Origin of the sequence: Micromonospora sp. WMMC250, from assembly GCF_027460215.1 — a bacterium.
Lineage (GTDB): Bacteria > Actinomycetota > Actinomycetes > Mycobacteriales > Micromonosporaceae > Micromonospora > Micromonospora taraxaci.
On the sequence record NZ_JAPZBJ010000002.1, the window covers coordinates 7,292,788 to 7,316,789 of the forward strand.

24 protein-coding genes are annotated in these 24,002 nt (G+C 69.2%); 16 read left to right on the top strand and 8 right to left on the bottom strand.

The window, feature by feature from the left end; genetic code table 11:
• Positions 1-266: 266 nt before the first annotated feature.
• Positions 267-2,369: an NAD-dependent DNA ligase LigA gene (ligA, locus tag O3438_RS33155; RefSeq protein ID WP_269683398.1), complete on the bottom strand. Its 2,103-nt coding sequence runs from the start codon at positions 2,367-2,369 to the stop codon at positions 267-269.
• Here ligA and O3438_RS33160 point away from each other — a divergent pair.
• Both O3438_RS33160 and O3438_RS33165 read left to right on the top strand, forming a co-directional pair.
• Complete coding sequence (locus tag O3438_RS33160; RefSeq protein WP_269683399.1) at positions 2,368-2,601, top strand: hypothetical protein; 234 nt, start codon at positions 2,368-2,370, stop codon at positions 2,599-2,601. The two genes, ligA and O3438_RS33160, sit on opposite strands and share 2 nt — an antisense overlap.
• A gap of 127 nt (positions 2,602-2,728) precedes the next feature.
• Positions 2,729-3,463 carry an HAD family hydrolase gene (locus O3438_RS33165; RefSeq protein ID WP_269683400.1) on the top strand — a complete coding sequence of 245 codons (735 nt, stop codon included), beginning with the start codon at positions 2,729-2,731 and terminating at the stop codon, positions 3,461-3,463.
• Here O3438_RS33165 and O3438_RS33170 read toward each other — a convergent pair.
• The gene (locus O3438_RS33170; protein WP_269683401.1) at positions 3,460-4,728 is read right to left on the bottom strand and encodes a helix-turn-helix domain-containing protein; all 1,269 of its coding nucleotides are present in this window, start codon (positions 4,726-4,728) and stop codon (positions 3,460-3,462) included. The two genes, O3438_RS33165 and O3438_RS33170, sit on opposite strands and share 4 nt — an antisense overlap.
• A 187-nt stretch (positions 4,729-4,915) precedes the next feature.
• Here O3438_RS33170 and O3438_RS33175 point away from each other — a divergent pair, with 187 nt between their 5' ends.
• Entirely contained in the window at positions 4,916-5,503 is a 588-nt protein-coding gene (locus O3438_RS33175; protein WP_238672463.1) for a class IV adenylate cyclase, read from the top strand.
• Positions 5,504-5,677: 174 nt separating this feature from the next.
• Here the strand turns inward: O3438_RS33175 and O3438_RS33180 are convergent, their stop codons facing one another.
• Genes O3438_RS33180 through O3438_RS33200 form a run of 5 tightly spaced genes read right to left on the bottom strand, consistent with a single transcriptional unit; the run spans position 5,678 to position 9,640 of the window.
• Positions 5,678-6,490: an endonuclease/exonuclease/phosphatase family protein gene (locus O3438_RS33180; protein ID WP_269683402.1), complete on the bottom strand. Its 813-nt coding sequence runs from the start codon at positions 6,488-6,490 to the stop codon at positions 5,678-5,680.
• A gap of 15 nt (positions 6,491-6,505) precedes the next feature.
• Positions 6,506-7,105 (bottom strand): dTMP kinase, encoded by a 600-nt coding sequence (tmk, locus tag O3438_RS33185; RefSeq protein ID WP_269683403.1) that lies wholly within the window; start codon positions 7,103-7,105, stop codon positions 6,506-6,508.
• Complete coding sequence (locus tag O3438_RS33190; RefSeq protein ID WP_269683404.1) at positions 7,102-8,205, bottom strand: radical SAM protein; 1,104 nt, start codon at positions 8,203-8,205, stop codon at positions 7,102-7,104. The genes tmk and O3438_RS33190 overlap by 4 nt, the downstream gene beginning before the upstream one ends.
• On the bottom strand, positions 8,202-9,179 hold the full coding sequence (locus O3438_RS33195) for a phosphotransferase (RefSeq protein ID WP_269683405.1): 978 nt from the start codon (positions 9,177-9,179) through the stop codon (positions 8,202-8,204). Before O3438_RS33195 ends, O3438_RS33190 begins: the two co-directional genes overlap by 4 nt.
• Positions 9,176-9,640 (bottom strand): metal-dependent phosphohydrolase, encoded by a 465-nt coding sequence (locus tag O3438_RS33200; protein ID WP_269683406.1) that lies wholly within the window; start codon positions 9,638-9,640, stop codon positions 9,176-9,178. Before O3438_RS33200 ends, O3438_RS33195 begins: the two co-directional genes overlap by 4 nt.
• A 159-nt stretch (positions 9,641-9,799) precedes the next feature.
• On the opposite strand from O3438_RS33200, the gene O3438_RS33205 reads away from it, so the two are divergent.
• Positions 9,800-10,246: a hypothetical protein gene (locus O3438_RS33205; RefSeq protein WP_269683407.1), complete on the top strand. Its 447-nt coding sequence runs from the start codon at positions 9,800-9,802 to the stop codon at positions 10,244-10,246.
• Here the strand turns inward: O3438_RS33205 and O3438_RS33210 are convergent.
• Entirely contained in the window at positions 10,236-10,841 is a 606-nt protein-coding gene (locus O3438_RS33210) for a hypothetical protein (protein WP_269683408.1), read from the bottom strand. The genes O3438_RS33205 and O3438_RS33210 overlap by 11 nt on opposite strands.
• A gap of 641 nt (positions 10,842-11,482) precedes the next feature.
• Between O3438_RS33210 and O3438_RS33215 the strand changes: the two genes are divergently transcribed.
• From O3438_RS33215 to O3438_RS33270, 12 genes are all read left to right on the top strand, one after another.
• Positions 11,483-13,939 carry a sensor histidine kinase gene (locus O3438_RS33215; protein WP_269683409.1) on the top strand — a complete coding sequence of 819 codons (2,457 nt, stop codon included), beginning with the start codon at positions 11,483-11,485 and terminating at the stop codon, positions 13,937-13,939.
• Positions 13,936-14,343 carry a roadblock/LC7 domain-containing protein gene (locus O3438_RS33220; protein ID WP_269683410.1) on the top strand — a complete coding sequence of 136 codons (408 nt, stop codon included), beginning with the start codon at positions 13,936-13,938 and terminating at the stop codon, positions 14,341-14,343. Before O3438_RS33215 ends, O3438_RS33220 begins: the two co-directional genes overlap by 4 nt.
• A 24-nt stretch (positions 14,344-14,367) precedes the next feature.
• Positions 14,368-14,928, top strand: a complete 561-nt coding sequence (locus tag O3438_RS33225) for a hypothetical protein (RefSeq protein ID WP_269683411.1) — start codon at positions 14,368-14,370, stop codon at positions 14,926-14,928.
• Positions 14,925-16,280, top strand: coding sequence for an ABC transporter substrate-binding protein (locus O3438_RS33230; protein WP_269683412.1), 1,356 nt, complete (start codon positions 14,925-14,927; stop codon positions 16,278-16,280). The genes O3438_RS33225 and O3438_RS33230 overlap by 4 nt, the downstream gene beginning before the upstream one ends.
• 20 nt (positions 16,281-16,300) lie before the next feature.
• Positions 16,301-17,116 (top strand): class I SAM-dependent methyltransferase, encoded by an 816-nt coding sequence (locus tag O3438_RS33235; protein WP_269683413.1) that lies wholly within the window; start codon positions 16,301-16,303, stop codon positions 17,114-17,116.
• Positions 17,117-17,144: 28 nt separating this feature from the next.
• The gene (locus O3438_RS33240; protein ID WP_269683414.1) at positions 17,145-18,023 is read left to right on the top strand and encodes a branched-chain amino acid ABC transporter permease; all 879 of its coding nucleotides are present in this window, start codon (positions 17,145-17,147) and stop codon (positions 18,021-18,023) included.
• Positions 18,020-19,009 (top strand): branched-chain amino acid ABC transporter permease, encoded by a 990-nt coding sequence (locus tag O3438_RS33245; protein WP_269683415.1) that lies wholly within the window; start codon positions 18,020-18,022, stop codon positions 19,007-19,009. Before O3438_RS33240 ends, O3438_RS33245 begins: the two co-directional genes overlap by 4 nt.
• Positions 19,006-20,517 (top strand): ATP-binding cassette domain-containing protein, encoded by a 1,512-nt coding sequence (locus tag O3438_RS33250; RefSeq protein WP_269683416.1) that lies wholly within the window; start codon positions 19,006-19,008, stop codon positions 20,515-20,517. The genes O3438_RS33245 and O3438_RS33250 overlap by 4 nt, the downstream gene beginning before the upstream one ends.
• 85 nt (positions 20,518-20,602) lie before the next feature.
• A complete protein-coding gene (locus O3438_RS33255) occupies positions 20,603-21,082 on the top strand; it encodes a hypothetical protein (protein WP_269683417.1) in 480 nt (159 codons plus the stop codon).
• Positions 21,083-21,096: 14 nt separating this feature from the next.
• Positions 21,097-21,888 (top strand): methyltransferase domain-containing protein, encoded by a 792-nt coding sequence (locus O3438_RS33260; RefSeq protein WP_269683418.1) that lies wholly within the window; start codon positions 21,097-21,099, stop codon positions 21,886-21,888.
• A gap of 135 nt (positions 21,889-22,023) precedes the next feature.
• Positions 22,024-22,695, top strand: coding sequence for a hypothetical protein (locus O3438_RS33265; protein ID WP_269683419.1), 672 nt, complete (start codon positions 22,024-22,026; stop codon positions 22,693-22,695).
• A gap of 321 nt (positions 22,696-23,016) precedes the next feature.
• On the top strand, positions 23,017-23,856 hold the full coding sequence (locus O3438_RS33270; RefSeq protein ID WP_269683420.1) for a tetratricopeptide repeat protein: 840 nt from the start codon (positions 23,017-23,019) through the stop codon (positions 23,854-23,856).
• Positions 23,857-24,002: the final 146 nt, after the last annotated feature.

The following is a 24,002-nucleotide window of genomic DNA, read 5'->3' on the forward strand; positions in this document are numbered from 1 at the left end:
GCGTCGTGCACCGCCGCCCTGCAGGAGCACCCGGCGGCTGACCTGAATCCGACGGCCTCGCCTGTCTGCCACAGTCGTCACGACATCCGTCTCCCCGACGAACTGGCCGTTTGCATCGGCCACCAGCGTGGATCAGGGCCTAGCCGGCGACCAGGTCAGCGAAGACGATCGGAACAACGGAATCCACCATCGCGGCATGAGCTGCCTTGCGAACCAGAGTCGCAACAACGTCGCCGGTCGACGTGGGCCTGTTCATCTACCCCTATTCACGTTAGGTGTCCAGCGAGGCGCTGGGCGAGCTCCTCGGGCGTGATGGTTTCGATGCCCAGTGCCCGGGCCTTGTCGCGCTTGCTGCCGGCCCTCTCCCCGGCGACGACGAGGTGGGTGCGGGCAGAGACACTTGAGGATGCGCGTCCCCCTGCCTTGGCGATCAGCTCGGTCATCTCGGTTCGGGATAGGTCCGAGAGAGGCCCGGTCATCGCGCCGGTCACCACCACGGTCATTCCCGCCAAGGGCGGCTCGCTCTTCGCCTCGTGGGCGGACGTCTCGGCCTCGCCTTCAGCATCTGTGGGAGTAGAAAAAACGAAGCCCGGTTGGTTCATATTCACGCCTGCGGCGACGAGCTTGTCGATGACGGGGGCCAGGTCAGCCAGTTCTTCGAGGATCACCGGGGCCTTCTCGTTGCCGATGCCGTTGACCTGCTCCAAAGCGACGGCGTCGGCGTCTCGGATGGCTTGCATGGACCCGAAGTGCGCGGCGATGCGCAGCGACATGGAACGGCCGGTACCGAGGACGCCGAGGGCGCAGAAGACGCGATTGAGGGGCTTGGTCTTGGCCGTCTCGATCGCGGCCAGGAGGTTGTCGGCGCTCTTGGCCCCCATGCGGTCCAGGGTGAGTAGCTGATCGCGAGTGAGGGTGAACAGGTCGGCGAAGTCCTCGATCAGCCCCTTGTCGACGAGTTGCACGATGATTTTCTCGCCGAGGCCGTCGATGTCGAGCGCGTCGCGGGCCACGGCGTACCGGATCGCCTCTTTCTGGCCGCAGGAGCGCCCCCGCGCGCAGCGCCACCGCTCCTGACTGCGGTCGATGCCGGAACCGCAGCGCGGGCAGAGTTCGGGGAAGTCGATGGGCTGCTCGGTGCCGGTGCGGAGACCGGCGACCGCGCCTTCAACGCGGGGGATGACTTCGCCGGCTCGGTAGACGATGACGTGGTCTCCGAGCATCAGGCCCCGGCGAGTGATGTCGGCCGGGTTGTGCAGCGTGGCGTAGGTGATGGTGGTTCCCGCGACGTCCACAGGGTCGAGGACGGCCCGTGGGGCGATCACACCGGTGCGGCCCACGCTCCACTGCACGGCGCGCAGCACGGTGATCTTCTGGGCGGCCGGGAACTTGAAGGCGGTGGCCCAGTACGGGGTGCGAGAGCCCATTCCCGCCCGGATCTGGTCGGCAGGGCTGTCGGCCTTGATCACGGCACCGTCGAGTTCGATGTCGAGCCCTGCACGCAGGGCGCCAATCTCGTGCACCCGGTTCACCACTTGGTCGAGGGTCGCGTAGGTCCGGGTGGCGAGCGGGGTGTCGGTCATCGTCCCCAGCCCGAGATCGGCGAGGCGGGCGATGAGCTGGGTGTGGGTGAGCGCGGCGAGGCCGGGATCGTCGGTGTGCTCGGAGTGGGTTAATGCGGCGTAGGCCAGGAAGGTCTGCCCGATTCGGTAGGCACGGTCCTTGGCGCGCAGTGAGCCCGAGGAGGCGTTGCGGCGGTTGGCGAAGGCCGTGGCGCCGTGCGTGATCCGCAGCTCGTTCGCAGCGGCGAACTGGTCCTCGGCCATGAGGACTTCGCCCCGCACTTCGATCGTGACCGGTTCGGTCAGGGTCATGGGCAGGCCGATGATGTCCCCGATCGCGTGGGACGCGTCTTCCCCGGTCGTCCCGTCGCCGCGAGTGACGAGTTGAACTAGCCGGCCCTCGCGGTAGCGGGCTGCCAAGGCCACACCGTCGAGCTTGGGTTCCACCGCCCAGCCTGCCACTGCGGCTCCGCCCAGCCGCCGCTCCAGCGACGCGGCCCAGGCCGTCAGTTCCTCGTCTGAGAAGACGTTGCCCAGGCTGAGCATCGGCACGGGGTGCGCGACGTCGCCAGTTGTCACGCCTGCCGCGACCTGCTGGGACGGGGAGTCGACCGCGACCTGCCCGGGGTGCCCGTCCTCCCACGCGGTGATACCGCGCAGCAGCCGATCGTAGGTCTCGTCGTCCAAGTCTGATTCGCCGGAACCGTAATAGGCATCGGCGGCCTTCCGCGCCTGTGCGACGGCTTCAAGGTAGGCGGCGTCGTCAGCGAGGTCGACAGCGGTCGCCGCTGCGGAAGGTGTGGTCATGCTGTCCATTCTGCTGACTGCCCCTGACAGCCTGGAGGTAGAGCTGGTGGGACTCATCCCGGATGTCGCGTCGTTCTGCCTGCTGGTCCGCCGCACACATCGCAGGGCGGCCCTCCACCTGGCCCTACGGGCCTTCCGCATCGCGCGGGAGCACGTCTGCGCGGCGTTCGACATGGCCGTCGCCGCCCAACAGCCCGACGTATGGGCCTGGTCCCGCAGCACCCCTAGCTGATCGCCTACTACACCGCCGACCCGCCACCCCTTATGAGGTAGTCCCAGGAGGCCCCGGTTGGTCGGCCGGCCGTAAACCAAGGCGGGCCTACTGTCGGTGGGCGTGGCGAGGGTGCCACGATGCTTACATGAACCACAGCAGCGCCGGCTTGGTCATCTGGGACGTTGACGGGACGCTCATCCCCGCGGACTTGCGCTGGCTGACGCGCGCGATTGCTCGTGCGTACGGCATCGCGCAGTCCGAGGTTGTCTTCCCGGACAACAAGGTACATGGGTATACAGACGAGTCGATTGCCGTCGACACGGCGATCGCTTCGGGCGTGGACCCGTCAGCTGCGGAGGCGGGCATACCCGCCTTCCGTCAGGCCATTGCCGCGGTTATGCAAGAAGGTCGGCAGGAGTTGGCTGAGGTTCAGCCGCCGTATCCAGGCGCCGCGGCGAGCATCGCGGAGTTGCACGATGGTGGGTTCATCCAGACCGTGCTGACCGGCAATCTGCGTTCGGCCGCCGACGTGAAGCTGAACGTGGCGGGCTTGGATGAGTTTCTTGATCTTCGCATCGGCGGGTTCGGGTCGGACGCGCGAGATCGCTTTCAGCTTCCGGCAGTCGTGGCTCAGCGCTACTCCGCGGTCTACGGTGAGCCGCTTCATTCCGATCGAGTGATCCTCATCGGGGATGCGCCCAACGATATCGCTTGCGCGCGTCACGCCGGGTTTCGTGTCGCCGTCGTCGCTCACCGGATTGGGCGTCGAGAGCTGGTGTCCTACGAACCTGACCTGATACTTGACAGTCTCGACCCGACGGCAGTGGTGGCCGCCGTCAGTTCGCTGCTGAATGCGGGCGGGTCGCCGGCTGCTCGTTAGGCGGCCATCTGTTCATCGAGTTCGAGGACAACCCGCTCGTCGCGCCATCGGGCCAACCGCTGTCGGGCTCGTTGAGCTCGAGCAATGCCACGATGATTTCCACCTGCTTTCAGCTGGTCGTAGGTGTTGCCAAGCAGGGTGCAGGATTGTTCAAGTTCGCCGGCCTCGGCGTAGGCACTGGCGAGATCCACGGCTGCTGCCAAGGCGACGTTGACGTTGGCATGATCGTGCTCCAGCATCTGTGCTGCATTTTCGAGCACGGTCACAGCCTGGTGGGGCTGGCCGAGAAGAAGATGGCATGTGCCCGCATAGACGTGGAGGCGAGCGCTGCTCCAGTCGCTGTAGAGGCCGACACAGTCAACGGGTGACAAGTCGTTGACCGCTTCTTCTGCCCGCTTCAGGGCCGCCGTGACCTCGCGTGGAAGTCGCAGGGCGGCGAAGGCTTGGGCCTGCTCGGCGGCCACTCGAGCTCGTGCGGCGGGACTGAGATCGGCGGACGCTTGGGCGGCCTCATTGAGTAGCCGCAGGCCGATCATGGTGTCGCCGTCTGCTCCGATCAGGGTGGCGGCTTCCGAGTGGAGGTTGCTCTCGAAAATCCGTGCAGTCGCGCTGATCCTGCGGTTGCCGAGCCTGTCACCGAGTTGGCGAGCGTAGGCACAGTGAGCGAGCGCGAGGGCACGGTTGCCCTGTGCGCTCCACAACCGGCTGGCGACGATCGAAGCTTCGGCGAGCATCGCTCCGATATCAGCGCGGACGGGCGCACGGCCTGCTTTGCGGTACAGCGCCGACAGGCAATCACGGTGGGCCTCGATCAGGCCAAGTAACGCGTCGGGTGACACGGCCTGGCGCTGCTGGGCCAGCATGCTGGTGAGCGTGGAAAAGCTGTTCCACTCGCCCATCAGGTAGTCGGTTCCGGACGGGCGAGCAAGCATCTCCCCAGCGGTGAAGGACGACGGCTCGGCAGCGACCTGAGATGCCTGATTGGCAGCCATGCCGCTGGGCATGTACCGGGTGCTGGCGAGCCGGATGCGATCGTATTCCTGGGACAGTCTCCCGCCGGTCCCCAACAGTTCGTCGCTTCGGGTCCAGAAGTCGCGCCCCACGCGCTGCCGGCCGGTTTCCACGTTTGCGATCGTGCTCCGTCCATAGCTCACCCGAGCCGCAAACGTCTCTTGCGTGTAACCAGCGGCTTTACGGCTGCGGGCCAGCATCTGACCAAGGGCGACCCATGCTTTGGCCACGTCTTGTGGCGGCACGCTCGACATCAGCAGCTCCCGATGAGTACGGACGCTCGCGCGAGGCGAGACACGGTGGCGTGGGGGCACTGTAGTGCAGGTCGGTGACGTGACGGCTCCTCAGCGGCTTCCCCAACATTCTTCCAACAAAGTTCCGACATCGCCCTCGCGGTCCTCTGAGGTCGCGTGACCTGCGACTCTCGTAGGCTTCCTGCTCGTGACCCACGAATCAGCCAACAATGATCATGAGGTTGAAGCCAAGTACCGCGTTGACGACCCGAGAGGGTTGATGGCGGCGCTTGCCCGGCGGCAGGTGGTGTTGACGGAGCCGTCGGTGCAGGATGACCAGGCGTACGCACCAGCCGGCTGGTCGTACGGAATGTCGAAGGTCGGTGTGCCGTTCGCGCGTCTGCGCACCCAGGAGGGTCGCCATCTGTTCACCGTGAAGAAGCCGATCGACAACGAGATGGCGTGTCTAGAGCACGAGTGCGTGATTTTCGACCGCGACGCGATGCACGCTGCTCTCGTCACGATGGGTTGGGTGCCAACAGTGCGGATCGTCAAGCAGCGCCGGACTGGCGATTGGGACGGCGCGACAGTCTGCGTGGACGTCGTCGACGGGCTCGGCGCGTTCGTCGAGGTGGAGCGGGTGGTCAGCTCCCAACACTCGGGTGAACAGGTGCAGCACGGACTCGACGCGATGATTCGCTCGCTCGGTGTGCCGATGCTGCGGGTCGTGGACACCTACGACACATTGATCTGGAATCTGACGAGCGTGGCTGTTAGGACGTCGGCACCGATCTGAGGTGGTCGGGTCCGCGGTGTTGGCGCCCCGGCTGTCCAGACTGTGAACCTCGGCCGCCGTGCTCAGCTGTCTTCAACTGAACTGCAGGAGTGGCACGTCGTAGCGGTCGGTTTGACGGACGCGCGGCCGCCGTGGCGATCGTTCAGAGGATCACGCGCCTATTCCGCCGCTCGTTCAGGAAGACGTACGGGACGTTAAGGAAGCTTCGGTGTTGGCAGTACCGGCGCCGCGCCCGCCGGTACGCCGTATGTCGATGTCGGCGCTATGCGCCCAGTGGTCGGTGAGGCCATCAAGGCGAGGTTGGTTCAGGTAGGCGGCGGTTGCCAGATGGGGCAGTAAACCAGCACCGGCGTGGAGATAGTCGAAGCGGTAACCGTTGCCGGCTCGGCCGATCCAGCTGTGTGCCTGCACCTCGGGGTACAGAGTCCGGTGGACGTCGGTGAGCCCGAGTGCGGTGAGAGCGTCGAGAAAGTCGTACTCGAAGGGTCGGAAGCCGGCGTAGCGGGGCTGGTGGTCGCGGCTGATGACGTTGTAGTCCCCGCCGACCACCAGGTGTGCGCGGTCGGTGGTGGGTAGTCGGCCCAGGGTGTCGGTGACGGTGGTGAGGAAGGTCCGCTTCTTGGCGAGCTTGGCCGGCGCCCGGTCGCTGGAGGGGACGTAAAGGCCGAGGATCGTCACGGCAGGGTCGGTGTCGAGGGTGAGGGCGGGGGCCCGGCCAGGCAGGCTGATACCCGCGGTGAGGTGTAGGGCTGGGCGGGTGGGGATACGGCTGGCGATGGCACAGCCGCGGTCTCCGTCCGCTGAAGGCTGGTGAGTGATGAACAACCCGGCTGCGCGCAGGCCGCTGAGCAGGTGACGGGTGCCGGGTCCGTTGCTGGTTTCGGTCAGGATGACCACGTGGTCCTCGCGCTGCAGCAGCCAGGTCAGAAGGTTCTGCGCCCGGGCGAGCGCAGTGGCCTGCACGTTGATCGTCAGGATGGACAGCACGGTGAGCCTCGCTGGTCAGGGGCCGTCGGCGGGTAGCAGGCCGAGGATAGTGTCCACCACGTGCTCGGGGGAGAGGCCGTGACAGACAACGACGTGTTGACGCCACTGCTGCCGGCGCAGGTGAGCCGCGGCGTCTCGGTAGAGGATGAGTTCCTTCTCGGGTGAGCCGGCCAGCTCCAGCCTGGTCAGCTGCGGTCGGGCTGCCAGTCGGGTGCGGATGACCTCTGGGTGGTCTTCGAGGTAGATGACGGTAGCGGGCAGGACGTAGCGGTTGTAGGACCAGATCTCACCGAGGTCGAGGCCGTCGATGCGCTGCAGCACCAGCGAGGAGGCGACGTAACGATCGGTCACGACGTGGAGTCCGTCGTCGAGCCGGGGGATGATCTCCGTTTCGATGTGCGCGGCCCGGTCCGCCGCCACAGCGAGGGCCAAGGCCTTGCCGTGTAGGAAGGATTCCTGCCGGCGCAGGAGTTGACCCAAGGGTGTGCGGGTGGGCTCGCCGGTCAGGTGGACCCCGGCCGATCCGAGTTCGGCGAGACGGTCGGCAAGAAGCCGGGCGATCGTGGTTTTGCCGACTCCATTGGGCCCTTCGACGGCGATGAACAGACTGCTCACCCCTTCGACGGGGACAGCGGCAGCAAGCGGCGGCCGTTGGGTTCGGTGATGGGGCACTGGTCGCTGTCGACGTCGCCTATGCGGCCACCCGCGGCGACGACCGCAGCCGGGCAGCCCTTGCCGCACTGCCCGGCCACCTGGCAGGAGCCGCAGGTCGGGTTGGCGCCGACTTTGTAGCGGGTGTGGAAGTCGTAGGCGTCGAGGCTGGGTCCAGCCTCCCCGTCGAGGATGTTGCCCGTCAGGAACTCGGTGTCGCGGTGCGCTGAGGCGGGCGTGCGGGCGGCGAAGACCAAGTAGGGGCAGACGGCGACCTGGCCATCGACGAAGACGTAGATCAGCTTGCCGGCGTCGCAGCCACCCAGCGGCAGGTTGTCGTTGGGGAAGCGAATACGGACGAGATCGAGCTGGTCAGCGAAACGGTCGGTCACCGCCCGGATCGCGTCCATGGCAGTCGTGGTCGCGGCGAGCTTGCTGCGGCTCTTCACTCCTCGGCCGAAGGACGACAGCGGGTTCATCAGCACGTATTCCGCGCCGATGTCGACGGCGAACGCGCACAGGTCGGCGAACTCCTGCGTAGTGGTCAGCGCGTTGGGTGTGGACAGCAGGCCCTTGAGTAAGCCGGCATCGGCGAACTTGCGGGTGGTCGCGACGGTGGTGTCGAACGACGATCGGTCACCGCGGAACTTGCCGTGGCTTTCGGGTCGGAAGCCGTCGAAGGACACGTTGATGTGGACGTTGCCGAGGGCGGCCAGGGCGTCGATGTCAGCGTCGCGGGTCAGCGTCGCGTTGGTGCAGATTCCCAGCGGTAGGTCTCGATCGGCTACGGCCTGGCACATGGCGATCAGGTCGGGGTGCACGAAGGGCTCGCCCCCGGTGAGCGTGAGGCGTTCGACGCGGGCGTCGAGCAGCCGTGGCAGCACGCGGGTGGTGAAGTCGACCCCGGACAGGTCGGACCCGGCTGCGGTCGAGGAGACGAAGCAGTGGGCGCAGTGCAGGTTGCAGCGTTCGGTGATCTGCACTAACGCCTTGCGCCCGTCGCCTCCAACGGAGGTACGGAAGTAGCAGGACGAGGCGTGGGTGTCGACGATGAGGCGCTTCACGAGGATCTTCCTGTAGTAAATGATGAGCGGCTGGCGCTGATGGGCGGTGCTCCGAGCAGTTCCGCGGCGCCGTGGAGTTGCCGGAGGACGACTTGGGTGTGGCGCCGATCGGTGGGAGCTTGGTAGTGGCCTGCGGCGGCGGTAGTGAGCAGCCAGCAGGCTGCCCACACCCGGTGCCAGCCCAGCGCCCATCGGGCAGCGGGAAGCCCGCCCCGGTCGGCTTCAGCGTCTGGATGGCCGCCCGCGGCGACGTAGGCGTGGATGAGTTTGGTGAGGAGTCGAGGTTCGGTGGGTGTGCGGGTGCCGAACCAGGTGGCCAGGTCAAACAGGCCCGGCCCGTTGAACGCCTTGGCCCAGTCGACGACGCGGCAGCCGGTGCGGCTGACGTGCAGCGACGTGCGGTGGAATTCGCCGTGGCATAGCCCGAACGGTGGCCGCTCGGCACCGTCGGCTCTGTGTCGTGCGGTGGCAGCGAGTCGCTGCAGCACCGCTTCGATCCCTTCCGCGTCGTGGGAGAGACGCCCTTGCCGACGAAGCTCGTCTAACGCGTCGAGTCCATGCTCTGGTAGCCCTGCCAAGCTCGCTTCGTCGAAGGTCGGGAGGTTGGGGATGCCGGCAGTTGCATGGACCCATCGGGCCGCGGCGGCCGCCTCTGCGAACGTCGCGGTCCGGGTCGGCTCGCCCAGGTCCTCCATCAGCATGCCTAGCCCGTCAGGGCGCAGGGTGTAGCCGTTCAGCAGCGGGACTGGGGCTTGCTGGATGTTGAGCGCGCGAAGGACGGTCGCTTCGCCGGTGAACGGTGCGGAGGCGATCTTGCAGATCAGGCTGCGGCGGTCGGGGTAGAACCAGCGTTCGACGGAGGACAATTCCCATGCCTGAATGATTTGTCGCTGCGTCGGTACTCGTCGTGATGCGGCGAGCAGGTCGCCTCGTAGCTGCGTGCAGAGCTGCTCATCGAGCGTGCCGCTGCTCACCGCGCACCCACTCGCTGCGGATAAGCGGTGGCGCGCTCGAGCGGCGTGAGGGCGGCGTCGAGGTGCGCCGACATGCTGGCTGGCAGCCGAGGATGTGCGGCGCGTTGGAAAGCCCGAAAGTGCGGCAGTAGTCCGCGTAGCGCCGCGCGCCGGTCGAAGAAGTCCGGTGCGTTGCCCGAGCTTTGGGCCCGGCGTAGCAGCGAGGTCAGGGCGACAATCTTGTCGGCGGTGGAGGCGAGTAGCACCGGTTGGTCGTCGACGCGGATGGGCGGGTCGGGTTCATCAAGGGCGCGGTGTTCGACCTGGAGAGCGGCGATGATCCGGGCGACCTCGGTCCCGTAGCCAACGGTGAGGGTCTGGTAGACGTCCCGCTCTGTCGGAGCGAATTCCGGTGCGTCGTGTAGGAGTGCGGCGACGATGACGTCCTGTGCTGGGGCGGGGACGTGTTGCCCGATGGTCACTGCGACTCGCAGCGCGTGGACCAAGGCTGGTCGGTCGTCGATCGTGTGCCCCGAGCACCACGTTCGAGCGTCGCGGAGGGCGCGTTCGATCGCGGGAGGACGGGGAGGCGATAAGACCGTCATACCCTGGTACCTCCTGATTGCCGTACGATTGGCGGCATGCCGGGGCCCCTTCCGCAATGGTGTGAACAGACCTGCGTGGTGTGTCCGGCTCAGCGGCTCGGGCCGGGCCAGTTCGATGTCATCGACCGGCCGGGACCCGGATTCGCGTACCGACCTGACCTGGGGTGGCGGGCGACCGCGGACGGTGTCGCCGTTTGCGTTCATCCGTTCCGGTTGGGCCTTCCCGCCGGCCGGTACGCCTCGGACGGGGAACTGGTTCCCGATCAGGCGCCCCGACCGGCGCCGACGGCGGCGGCGCTGGAGTTGCCCGCCGACGTGGTCGATTTGGAAGGTTGGCTTGTAGCCGTCTTGCGGCAGGCACCCGCCGAAGGCATCTTCGCCGCTGTTGCCCGCGCCGAGCGGCTGGCCGCCGAACGGTTCGGAGCGAAGCAGGCGGTGACGGCCCTGCGGCGGGTGCTGTCGGTGGAGTTGGCTAACCGCTGACCCCGGCGGCGAGTGGCTCGTTCCGGTCGAAGTCGAAGTCGTGGCTGCGTCCGTCCCGGCCGAGGCCGGCGGCCTGGTAGTGCTCGTTGAGCAGGCTGAGGCGTCGATTCACCTCGGTCGAGTCCAGCCAGTACCGCAGTGGTTGCTCTCCCCACCCGGCGGCGGCGTAGTAGGCGTCGGTGATGCCGCCGTGGGTGTAGGTGAACTCCTCCAGCTCCGTGGCGTGGGGGAAGGTGACGCCCAAGTCGCTCTGCAGGCGCGTCATCAGCGTGAACTGGGCCAGCACGGCGTGGATCATCTCGTCCACCGGCGCCGGCACCAGCAGTTCAGCGGCCTGCTCGTCGCCGCCGGAAAGATCGAACACGGCAGCTTTGAGCGCCAGCACGCGCAGCGCTTCGTCCAGCAGCGGAGCGGCATCGCGCTCCAGTGACCAACGGCTGATAGCCGGGTAGCCGGTGAACGTGGCCCAGCAGGTGGAGTACCTCATCGACGAGCTCTGCAGTCGGCCGTAGGCCGGGTGCGCCTGCATCTTGTCGAGGATCTCGGCGGCCCGACGGCCAACCTCTCCGACCTCCGGCATGGATGAACTGGTCATGGTGCATGCCCTCCCAAGCGGTCGTGGACACGACGGACCGTCGCGCCGCCAGGCGGCTGCGGCCCCTCACCGCCTGCTCAGTCGACGCGGACGGTGACTCAAACATCAAAAGTCGTCGTCGACCGTGTCGATAAGGGTTGTCATCCAGTTCTGACAATCCGCTGACATTCATCTCTGGGTGGATGTTGTCGATGCCGGGAATGTTGGCGGATTGTCAGAACTGCTTGGCAGGGCTGGCCGACATTGATCGATTTCGTCTTAGGTCGCTCTATGCCGGCGTCATCGCCGCCGCTGCGCTGACTCACCAGCCAGCGATACCAACTCACCGAGGGAAGGTTCGCCGTGCCTGTTGCCGGGAGGCTCATGCCCCTGCTGATCACGCCGCTGGTGGCGCATTTGGCCATCGCGCCGCAGCTGCTGGTGTCGACCGGCCGGCAACTTTCCCCCGGCCGCCCTGTCAGCGAGCAGGTCCTTGTTACGACGACCCGGCCAGCGACCGGGCGGCGTTCGCCGCGTGACACGGCGTGGAGCGGGCGTGGCTGCCGGGCCGCATCCACGGACAGCCGGGCGGCGGTGTGAGCGCCTCCAGTGGCGGTGCGAAGCGGGTCTCACGGGTCATAGTGGGCCGCCGGTTGGCGGATATGTCGGTGCGGTGGAAGGCCGGGCTGATCGTGCTACCGACGGTGCTGGTCGCGGTGGTGTCAGCGGGCTTCGGATTGTGGTCCTCTGTGGGGGAGGCCCAGGCTGCCGCTGGTGCCGGGGACTTGTTCGCTGTCGGCGCGTCGGCAACCGAGGTGACGCAGCGTCTGCAGGCTGAGCGGATGGCTGCAGTGGGTCTGCTGCTGCCGGGGTCGACGGTGAAGCCTGCGGATTTCGAGCGGGCCGTGCAGGGCAGCGATGAGGCGATCTCCCGATTCCGGGTGCTGCGGGGAGAACTCGAAAACCCGCCCGGGGGCGTGCGTGGTGTTCTGTCCCGCGCTGACGCGGGGTTGGCGGATGTGCAGGCGCAGCGGCAGCGGGTGCGCGGAGACGGCCTGGTGGCGCTGTCCGCCGTGGCGTTCGGGTACCGGATCGTCATCGCCGATCTGGGGGATCTGCTGTTGGCGGTGGCTCAGAGCGGCGTGCAGCCGCAGCTCGCCGATGAGATGCGCGCGTCCGCGGCGGTGTCGTGGGCCCGTGAGGCGGTGGGTCAGCAGCAGGTGGCGGTGTTGCAGGCGGTGGCGGCGCGGCGGTTGACTCCGGCGCTGCACGCGGAAGTCGTGGCCGCTCGTACCGGCCAGGACGAGGCGTTGCGCGAGTTCGACGCGTTGGCGCGCCCGTCATGGAGGGCGCGGTTGGGACGCACGTTGACTGGTGGGGACGTCCTCGTCGCGGTGCGGCTGGACGGGCTGGTGTCCGGTACCGGGGTGTACGAGCCGGTGCGGTTGCCGGGCGGCGCCGGGCAGTGGAGCCGAGTGATGACCAGTCGCGCGGACCTGTTGGCCCAGGTGCAGGCGGCGGTGAACGATGACATCGCGGCTGCCGCCGACGACCTGTGGATAGCGCAGGTCCGGGCCGCGGCGGTGCAAGCTGCGGTGCTGTTAGTGATGTTGCTGGTCGCTGCGGTAACGGCGGTCCGGGTGGCCCGGTCGCTGGTCGCGCAGCTGTCGTCGCTGGAGCAGGGCGCCCGGCGGGTCGCGGACGTGGAGCTGCCAGCCCTGGTGGCGCGGCTGCGGGCGACGTCGGATCCAGCGGCGGCGCAACGGCTGGCCGAGGACACCGGCCGCGTGGCGGTGCCGGTGGTTGGCGGGGACGAGGTCGGCCAGGTCGCAGGCGCTTTCAATCTAGTGCTGGACGTGGCGGTGAACGCGGCGGTGGGGGAGGCACGGGGGCGTGCCGTGGTCATCGCCATGATCACCTCTGTTGGTCGACGCGTGCAGGCCCTGACCGACCAACTACTGGGCAGCATCGACCGTCTTGAGCGCGACGAGGAGGACCCGGACCGGTTGGCGAAGGTGTTCGCCGCAGACCAGCAGGCCACCCGGCTGCGCCGTTATGGATCGAATCTACTGATCGTTGCCGGTGGTGGCCCCGGCCAATCGCAGCCACATCCGGTGGTGCTCGCGGACCTGGTGAACGCTGCTCTGTCGGAGACCGAAGGCTTCGCCCGGATCACGATGGAGCAGCTGGTCGAGGTCGAGGTCGACGCGCGCGCGGTCGACGCCGTGAAGTCGATCCTCGCAGAGCTGCTGGACAACGCGACCCGGTTCTCCGCCGCGCAGGTGCGGGTCTTCGCGGGGTGGTCGGGGCATGACGTGCGGATCCTTGTCGCCGATTCCGGTCTCGGGATGATCCCGGAGCAGTTCGACCGCGCCAACGCGCTGCTGGCGAGCCCGGAGATGGAGGTTGCGGTCACTGACCAGATGGGCTTGGTCGTGATTTCCCGGCTGGCGGCACAGTTCGGGGTGCGGGTACGGCTGGGCGCTACCGAGCCGACCGGCGTCACCGCCGAGGTTCTGGTGCCGGCTGAGTACGTCACACGGGTGCACGTTCGGGAGATCGTCGTGCCCGGCCACATTGAACGGCCGTCCCGGCGGGCTCCCGCGCCGGCGGCTCACCCGGTCGCGGCGCCGTGGGCGGGGAGCGGGTGGACTGGTCCAACACGGCAAACCCCGGTGGTGCCGGAGCCACCATCACCCCCGCGCACGGACGTAACGATGGAGCTGCCGCCCGTGCCTCGCCAGCGGGGCCCGGTGTCATTGCCGGTGGGCGCGCCGCGACCGCCGGACCCGCCGATGTTCCAGGCTATGGCGGCCCAATCGCCGTGGTTGTGGCCGTCTCGCAGCGACGAGCGTGGTTTCAGCACCGACGCCGACGCGGGCTGGCAGGCGGCGGCGTCCGCCGCCGAACCAGCAACCGATGGACGCACCACCTCCGGTCTGCCTCGACGTCGTCCCCAGGCGCACGTCGTCCCGGGCGGCCTGCCGGCACAGCGGACCCCCTCGGAGCCCTCCGTGCAGATCGACCCGGCGGCGATCCGGGCGCAGGTCGCCGGCACGATGCGCGGCCTGCGAAACGCGCCGTCCACCCCTCCCCTCCCGACAGGAGAACGCCGATGAGCCCCGCCACTACTGCCCGCAATTCGCAGCTGTCCACTGTTCTGAACAACCTGGCCAGCCAGATACCCGCAGTGGCGCACGTCGTCGCGGTATCTGGCGACGGGCTGCTGCTGGCCAGCACCGACGGTCTGGACACCGACCGCGGCGATCAGCTCGCGGCGATCGTGTCCGGCCTTGTCAGTCTGGCGCGCGGCGCCACCGACCTGCTGGCGACCGGCGGCGTGCACTTCCAGATGCTGACGATGCGAGACGGGATCCTCGTCGTGCAGCAGGTGCCCGATGGGTCGTCTCTGGCGGCGCTCGCCCGCAACGACTGCGACACGTCGCAGGTCGCCTACGAGCTGGCCACCCTGGCGGCGCGCATCGGCGACGCGGTCAGGCCAGGGCCGCGAACGGCCGGCTGAGCCGGCGTGCGGGCGGCGAAGAGCATGAGCGCGAACTCGGGGGTGATCGGACCTGCCGCCCCGACGGTCAAGGTGCTGGTGACCGGCGGCGCGGGTGTGGGCAAGTCGTGCTTCCTTCGGGCCGCGCAGCGTGGCCGCTCGACGCTGCCCGGCCAGCCGGGTGCGGTCGGAGAGGTCGGCTACGCAACCCTGTCCTCCGGGGTCACCGTCGTCCTGCATGTGACGCCGGAGCTGCGGCGCTGGTGGTGGGTGTGGGACCACCTCGCTCTCGGCGCCACCAGCGCAGTCGTGCTGGTCGACACCACCCGGCTGCCGGTGTCCTATCCGGCGTTGGACTACCTCGACGCCCGTGCCCTGCCGTACCTAGTCGCGATCAACCGGCCGCTCGGCGGTCCCCGCAACCGCCACGAGATTCGCGATGCCTTACGGGTGAGCGCGCAGGTGCCGGTCCTGACCTGCGACGCCACGGAACCCGCCTCCGTCTTGGCCGTTTTGCACCGCCTGGCCAGCCCTGTCATACCACCCCAGCACCACGTACGGCCCTCGCACCATCCCCTCAGAACGGAAGGACGTCGACTCTCGTGACTCCTCAACCAACCGGCCGCCGGCACCATCGCTGGCGAACGACGATCGCCTCCATCGTTGCCACCGCCCTGCTCGCTGTCGCCGGCTGTGCCGGGTCGAGCCTCAGCGACGCGGATACCAACGCCGCCGAGATCCGCATCGGCTTGATCGTGCCCAAAACCGGCAACTACAAGTCGATCGGTGATGACCAGGCCGCCGGGTGGCGGCTGGCCCTGGACAAGCTGGGCGGCAAGCTCGGTGGTCGACCCGTGAAGGTGATCGAGGCCGACGAGGGCGACGGCAAGGCCACCGCCCTCGCGTCGGCGCGCAAGCTCATCGAGCAGGACAAAGTCCTCGCCCTCGTCGGCGGGGGGACCGCCGACACCGTGCAGACCTTGTACCCGCTGCTGAACGAGTCCAAGGTGCCGCTGATCGGCATGGGTGGGCGGCCCTCCACGATCGCCGACCCCACCTACCTGTGGTCGACGTCGTGGCTGAGCCAGGAGACCGGCGCGTCGATCGCCGGCTACCTGCGCACGACGGTCGGCAACGGCCGGGTGTGGGTGATCGGCCCGGACTACATCGGCGGCCGTGATCAGATCGGCGGCTTCGTCACCGCCTTCCGCAAGGCTGGCGGGCAGCTGGCGAACCCGGATGGAGAGCCGACCTGGACGCCGTGGGCACCGGCGCCGACGACGGAGTTCTCCCCGTACCTGACGAAGATCAAGGAGGCCAAGCCGGCGGCCGTCTACACCTTCTACGCCGGCGCGTCCGCAATCGAGTTCGTCAAGCAGTACCGCCAGTACGGCATCACCGCGCCGCTGTACGCCTCGGGCTTCCTGACCGAAGGCGCGCCACTGGCGGCGCTCGGCCCGCAGGCGAAGGGCATCTACACCGCCCTGAACTATTCGCCGACGCTGGACAACGCGGCCAACAGAGACTTCGTAAGCCGGTTCACCGCAGGTAACGACGGGAAGCTGCCGAACGTGTACCACGTCTGCGCGTGGGACGCAGCGCTCGTGTTGGACAGGGCCATCTCGGAAGCACTCGCCGAGCCTGATGCCCCCGCGACCACACCCGCCGGCCCCGGCACCGCATCCGCCTCCAGCAGCCCTGCATCCAGCGGCAGCCCGGCTGCCAGCCGCCCGGTTGCGTCGTCTGCCGCCGCGAGTTCGGCGGCCACGGGGCTGACCTCGCAGACCCTCACGGCGGCGTTGCCGCGGGTGGGGCAGGTCGATTCGCCGCGGGGCGCCTGGCAGTTCGGGCCGGTAAACCACACCCCTGTGCAGGCGTACTACCTGCGGGAAGTGGCCCAGGACGGGCAGGTGTGGGTCAACCGCACCGTGCAGACGCTTACCACCCTCGGTTCCTGACTCCGAAAGGCATAGACACCATGAGCGCGACGACGACCGGTGCGCAGGCCGGGTACATGTTCGACAACGCCACCGACGAGGCCGCCAACCAGCTGCGTCACCTCGCTGAGATCCTCGACGCTGGCACTCGCCGGACCCTGTTCGAGCTGGGGGTCGGGCCGGGCTGGAAGGTCACGGACATCGGCGCCGGGGCGGGCACGCTGACGACCTGGCTGGCCGACCAGGTCGCCCCGGATGGGCACGTCACCGCCGTGGACCTCGACCCCCGCTACATCCCCGAGGGTCCCAATGTCACCGTCCGGGCTGGCGACGTCCGCGAGATGGAGCTGCCGGCGGGGTCGCAGCAGGCCATCGTGGCCCGGCTGGTGCTGATGCACCTGCCCGAGCGGGAGCAGGTCCTCGCCGACCTGACGCGCGCTCTCGCCCCGGGCGGGGCAATGGTGGTGGCGGACTGGGACTGCACCTGGCGCGACATGATCCGCCGCAGCCCCAGCCCTCGGGCGACCGAGCTGATCGAGCGGTTCCAGGACGCGCTGCTCGCCTACGGGGAGTCTCGCGGGGCGGAGATGGGCTGGGCGCAGCGGGCACCGGAGGTGATGCTGCGCCTCGGCCTGGTCGACGTCGACAGCCGGATCGAGTCCCGCTCGTGGCGCGGCGGCACCGGCATCTGCCGGCTGCACCACTCCAACTCGATTCAGCGTGAGGACGAGCTGGTCGCTGCCGGCATGAGCCGCGACGACTTGGCCGAGCTGCGGGAGGTGCTGATGGACCCGCAGCTGATGCTGTCGGGCTACCTGATGCACACCACCATCGGCCGGCGCCTCGCCCCAGCCTGACCTGACCGACGTCTGGAAGGAGAGTGCCGTGGGCCTGAGCGGGCTCGTCAACCCCTACACGATCACCGCGCTGGACGGAGTCGCGTACGGACTGCTGCTGTTCGTCATCGCGGCCGGACTCACGCTGATCTTCGGCGTGGCCGGCGTGTTCTCGATGGCCCACGGCACCCTCTACCTCGCTGGTGCCTACATCGCCTGGCAGCTCGCTGACGGCGGCTGGGTCGGCCTCGGCCTGGCCCTCGCCGCGGCGGTCCTGATCGGCGCCGTCGGGGGAGCGGGCCTCGCCGCCGCGGTGCGCCCCCTCACGGACCGGCCGCTGGACCAGGTGCTCGCCACCCTCGGGGTGGCATATATCGCCGCCGACGGATTCAGCACCGTGTTCGGCGCCGAACCGCGCTCCGTCGACCCACCCCGCGCGCTCGCCGGGTCGGTCAGCCTCGGCGGCTACCAGTACCCGGTCTACCGGCTGGGGTTCATCGCGGTCGCCGCCCTGATCGTCGTGCTGCTGATCTTGCTCGTCGAGCGCTCCCGCACCGGAGCGGTCGTGCGGGCCGTGGTCGCCGACCCCGACATGGCAGAGGCCACCGGACTACGCACCCGCACGACCCGGGCGGCCGTGCTGGTCGGTGGGGGAGTCCTCGCGGTCACCGCCGGCGTGCTCGGCGCCCCGGTCATCGGCCCGGCCCCCGGCGTGGACACCACGATCCTGGTCTACTCGCTGATCGTCTGCGTCGTCGGCGGCCTCGGCAGCATCCGCGGCGCCCTACTCGCCGCCCTCGGCGTCGGCCAAATCCTCACGCTCGGCGTCGCTCTCGTCCCCGGCGCCGCCGCGTTTGTCCTTGCCGCCGCGATGCTGGTCGCGCTCACTGTCCGGCACCGCCCTGCGCTTGCGGGACGGCCCGCGTGACCACCACCCTCACACCCGCACCCACCAGCGCAACGGCGCAACGGCGACCCGTCAGCCGGGCGGCGCGCCTGGTACCTGTCGCTTCGGGAATCGTCGTCGCGGTGGCGGTGGCGCTGCCGTGGATGGTCAACGCCTACGTCATCTCGCTCGCCGCCACCGCCTTGGTCATGGCCGTGCTCGCGATGAGCGCGCAGCTGCTGGTCGGGCTGGCCGGGCAACCACCGCTGGGGCAGGCCGCGTACCTCGTCGTCGGCGCGTACACCGCCGCTACCCTCGCCACGCTGACCAGTCTTGGTCCGATCCACCTGCTCGCAGCGACCGCTGCCGGGGCCGTCGCCGCCGCCGTGACCGGCCTGGTCGCGGTGCGGGTTCGGGCCACCACCTTCCTGATGGTCACGTTCGGTGTCGGTGAACTCGTGCACGCCGCCGCCAGCCAGTGGGCGCCGGGCGGCAGCGAAGGCACCCACACCCCACCGGTGGTCGCGCTGCCCGGCCTGACACCGATGGTCCGGCCCGGCTGGGTATACCTGTACGTCCTCGCGTGCACCCTGATCATCGGCACTGCCGTCATCGTCCTCACCCGCACTCGCTTCGCCCTGCTCCTGCGCGGCATCGCCGCCCACGAGCCCCGCGTGCAAGCCGCCGGCCACCACACCAGCCGACTTCTACTCGCCGCCTACACCCTCGCCGGTGCCATTGCCGGCGCCGCCGGCGCGCTGCTCGTTGCGGTGACCCGCTACGTCTCGCCTGCCGACGCCGCCATGGGCATCTCCGCCCTCGCCCTTGCCGCCGCGCTGATCGCCTCGGGCAGCATGATCGGCGCCTGCGCCGCCGCGATCCTCCTCGTGGCCGCCCGGGACTGGGCCGGCGGCCTGCTCAGCGGCCACGGGAGCACTCTGCTCGGCCTGAGCTTCCTCGCCCTGGCCTACCTGCCCCGACACCGGCTGGCCGGGCTCTTCACCCGACGCGACCGGGAGGGGACATGAGCGCACCGCTGCTGCGACTGGACACCGTCAGCCGCGCCTACGGCGCCCGCCGCGCCGTCGACGAGGTCAGCCTCAACCTGCACCCCGGGGCCCGGCACGCGCTCATCGGACCCAACGGCGCCGGCAAGAGCACCCTGCTACACCTGATCGCCGGCACCCTGCGCCCCACCGCCGGTCGCATCCACTACGCCGGACACGACATCCACCGCTGGCCGGCCCACCGCCGCGCCCGCGCCGGCATCGCCCGCACCTGGCAGCATCCCACTCTCGCCCGCCCGCTGACCGTCGTGCAGAACGTGCTCCTCGCCGTGCCCGGGCAGCACATGGCCGCGCTGCGCGAGCGGCCTCGCGCATCGGCGGCGGCCCTGGACGCCCTGGCCCAGGTCGGGCTGGCCGAGCACGCCCAGTGGCCCACCAGCCAACTCTCGTACGGCGACCAACGCCGCCTCGAAGTGGCCGTCGCCCTGGCCGCCCAGCCCCGACTGCTCCTGCTCGACGAACCCTCCGCCGGCCTCGCCACCACCGAGGTCACCCGCCTCGTCGAGCTGATCCGCGCACTGCCCACCGACATCGCCGTGCTGCTGGTCGACCACAACCTCGACGTCGTCACCGCGGTCGCCGACACCGTCACCGTCCTGCACCACGGCCGACACCTCACGACCGGCACCCCCAGCGACGTGCGCGCCCACCCCGACGTGCGACGCGTGTACCTCGCCGGGGCAGACCACACCGACCACGTGCCCACAACGCCCTGCGCCCCCAACGGCCCATCTGCAGCTGTGCCGCCCGTCCTGCGGGTGCGCAACCTGCGAGCCGGGCACCTTGGCGCACCTGTGCTCACCGGCGTCGCCCTCGATGTGCAGGCCGGGAGGGTGAGCGCCGTCGTCGGCCGCAACGGCGCCGGCAAGACCACCCTGATCAACACCATCGCTGGCCTGCACCCCGCCCTGTCGGGCACTGAAATCGTCCTCAACGACCGGCTGTTGACTGGCCTCTCCGCCCGCCGCCGCTGCCGCGCCGGCATCGGCCTCGTTCCGCAAGGACGCCGCCTGTTCGTCGGCCTCACCGTCGCCGAGCACCTCGCGCTACCCCGACCGCACCTCGGCCGCCCCCGCACCGTCACCGCCCGGCAGATCCTCGACCTGTTTCCCGCGTTGGCCGAGCGCCGACACCACCGGCCCCACCAACTCTCCGGCGGCGAACAGCAAATGCTCGCCTTGGCCCGCGCCCTGCTCGCCGGGCCGCAGGTGCTGCTGCTCGACGAACCCTCCGAAGGCCTCGCCCCCGCCATCGTCGGCCAGCTCGCCGCGATCATCACCGGCCTCGCGGCGACCGGCAGCGCGGTCCTGCTCGCCGAGCAGAACCTCGCCCTCGCCCTCGACATCGCGCACGACGTCGCCGTCCTCGACCGGGGCGCCATCACCCTGCACGCGCCCGCCGCAGACCTGCGTGCCGATCCCACACGACTGCACGACGTGCTTGCCGTACCCACGGGATCCACACGATGACCAACACCGCCACACTCCGCAGCCCAGCGAGGCGACCTCCGCGCCTTGCTTGCACCCCGTCGCCTGGCGGGTCCGGCTCCACCAGGTGCAGGGCCATCGGCCGAAGGTCCACCGCGGGCGGCGGCGGGTGGTCGGCGACGCCGACCCGAACGACGTCGCCGACCACCCACCCACCGCTGCCCAGGTATGGGCGGTGACGCGAGTGAGCGAGGACGACACCAGCCTCTGGCTGCTCACCGACCTGGCCCGCTGCACCACCTGCGAGCAGTACCTCCTGCCCTATGCCGCCGCCCCGCGTCGCCGGTTCTATGTCTGCTTCTGCCCTGAGGGCCTGTACGACGCGCAGCACCTGGAAGCACTCGTTGTCGGCTTCGCCGCCGCCTACGACCGGCGCACCGCGGCCACCCGGCCACTCATTACCTACCAGCGATGGCAGGAGTCCACCCGAGCCAGCCTACGCCACCACCTGCTCCGGCTTGTCCAGCAGGCCCTCGTCCATAGCCCCGAGTCCGTCGAGCTGCGCTGGACCCACAGCAGCACCAGCGTTCTCGCGAACCAGGGTTGAACCTAGGAGGAACCATGACGTCCACCCACCAGCGCAACCCGATAAGCAGCAGCACGCCGCCCCGAGACCTCACGAAGGTGTTCGACCCGATCGCGACACGTGAATTCGCACGTATCGGAGTCCGAACCGGGCAGCAGGCTCTCGATGTCGGTGCTGGGGCTGGTTCGCTCACGCGTTACCTCGCCGGCCTGGTCGGATCGTCGGGTCGCGTCGTCGCCCTAGATGACGACGCGAAACTGCTCGACCCCACCGCGATCGTCTACGTCTATGAACGCGAGCTGCGCCACGGGCTGCAACTACCCGCCGAAACCGCGCCGTTCGACCTGATCAACGCGCGCTGCGCGCTGGCGCCGCTTGCCAACCGAACCGAACTGCTCGACGAAATGATCTCCCTACTAAAGCCGGGCGGATGGCTCGTCCTCGGCGACATCGTCTACTCCCGCATGTGGGTGCACCGGGCACCCTCCCCTGAAGACGCGGAACTACTCGCCGCCGTTGTGCACCGCGTCCTCGACGTCCTCGCCAGCCAGGGCGTCGACCTGCACTGGGGCGACAGGGCAGCCTCCCTGCTGCTGCACGCCGGGATGAACCACGTGCACGCCCGCACCACCGCCCGCACCTGGACCGGCGGCGGCCCCGGCTGCCAGCTCTACGCCGACCAGGTCCACCACCTGGCCGACCAACTCCTCGTCGACGGCGCGACGGAAGAGGATCTGGGCCGCTTCGCGGAGCTGATGGCCGATCCGATGGTGGTACTGCGCTCCTACCAGTTCACCTCCACCATCGCCCAAGCCCCCGCCCACTAGTGCGCCCGCGCCAGAACGAAACCTCGGCGCCTGGCCGCCACTGCACGCGCACCGACGTGAGCGGCACCTGACCGGCGGCTCGCGTCTAGCCCGACAGTCCCCTCTCAGCCCTTCGACCGACGCAAGGGAACAACCATGCACCTCACGATGCCCCGGGCACCGCAACCGGCGCGAGGGCTTCACCAGAAGCCCGCTCGCAGGGCAATCGACCACGCCGCCGAACGGCAGACGCTCGGCGACCTCACGGACGCCTACCAATGGGCCGTCTACGCCCGGACACTCGCCGACCACGGCGCGTCCGCAGCGGAGCAGCTCGACGCCGCGGTGCTGCTGGCACCCCTGGCCGCGCTGACCGGACACACCAACCAGGCCGTTACCGCCTACCGCGACTTGGTCGACCTCGCCACCGCCGAACTCGGCCTCACCCACGAGCGGACCCTGTACGCCCGAGCCGGCATGGCCGAGGCACACCACCGCGTCGGCCACTGCGCAAAGGCAATCCGAGACCTCGCAGGCGTCTACACCACTGCCACACAGACGCACGGGCCCGAAGCGCCGGTCAGCCTGAAAACGCTCACACAACTCGCGTGCCTCTACCGCGACTGCGGATGGCGCGACCTCGCCCATCGCTGCCTCACCGTCGCCGCGACCATCGCCGTCCGCTACCTGCCCCAAGGCGATCCACATCGCGCCCGCATCACGGACATCGCTGCGACGCCCGCCAGTGAAAACCACCGCGCCGTCTGCACCCAGGCAACCCCCTCATGGCCAGCACTGACTGGCTTGCCAACCGCGAGAACCACCTGATCAGGAAAGGAACACGCTATGCCGTCGCGGAGCACGCCGGTCACCCCATGGACGCCTGCGTTCGTTGCCGACGCGGTCGCCGCGACGCTGAAGCGTGCCGTCGAGCACGACCTACACCAGGCGATCAGCGAGGTAGCCCGCGAGCGCGGCCTATCATCCGCCACGATCGACGAGTGGGTGTCGCGAGCTCGCTCGGTGCCAGCCGCCCCCGTCCCGCCGGGACTGGTGACCTGCCATGACTGCAACCACCCGATGATCCTGGTGCAGCTGCCCGGGTGCCCGCCGGTCTACCTGTGCATGCCCGCCTGCGGGCGCGCACCCGTGCCAGCGCAAGCGCTGCGCGACGGGGTCGCCCAAGCCGTGCTGCACCGCGCCCCTCACCTCGTACCTCCCGGCAAGATCCATTGCGCTGCCGCGTACGCCCCCGGTGGCATCCACCGCGTCGCGGTCGGTGCCGGGCCCACCGACCTGCACGTCACGTGGCGGTCCGAGCCCCGAAAGCTCGTCGGACCTCGGATGTCCATGGCACAACGCCTCGACTACGCGCGGGCCCGCGCCGAGCACGGCGACCACGCGCGCGCGATCGAAGCTCTGCAGACCGGCCTGCTGCACAGTGATCCCACCGACCACCTGCCCGCCCTGGACGTCGCCACCGCAAACGCCGCCGCCCTGCTCGCAGAACTCACCCTCAAGGGCGACGGTCCCAGCGCCGCACTGCCCTGGGCCCGCTGGGCGTGCCGCTCCCTAGGCCGCCTGCGCGGCGCCACATCGCCGGAGGCACGTGCCGCTCTCAGAATCCTGGCCAACACGTACCGCCGCACCGGCAAACTCGCCGAAGCGGCCGACTGCTACCGCGATCTCATCCGCCACCACACGTCCGCCGACGGCCCCCGGGCACTGCCCACCCTCGCCGCGCAAGCGACCCTCGCACTCGTCCTCTATCAAGACGGGCACTGCGCACCCGCGCGTCAACTCCTCGCCCGGGCCGCCGCCGAGCACCGCGTCGCTCACCCGGGTCACCGCGACGGCCCGCGTCTGCGCCACGAATTAACCCGCATGCGTGCCACCTGCATTGACCAACGCCACGGCCACCCGGCCGGACTAGACGACCCGCCACACGATTCCGCGGCGGCACTCACCCATGGGAGCTCAACACCATGATCCGTAGCACTAGCCGCGCTGATCACAACAACGACACCAGCACGCCGACCGGCGAACAGCAGTGGCGGGCAGCGGCACAGACAACACTCACGCGACTACTGACCGACCAACTCGAGCGGGTCAACGTCAGCGCCGGTCACCGAGTC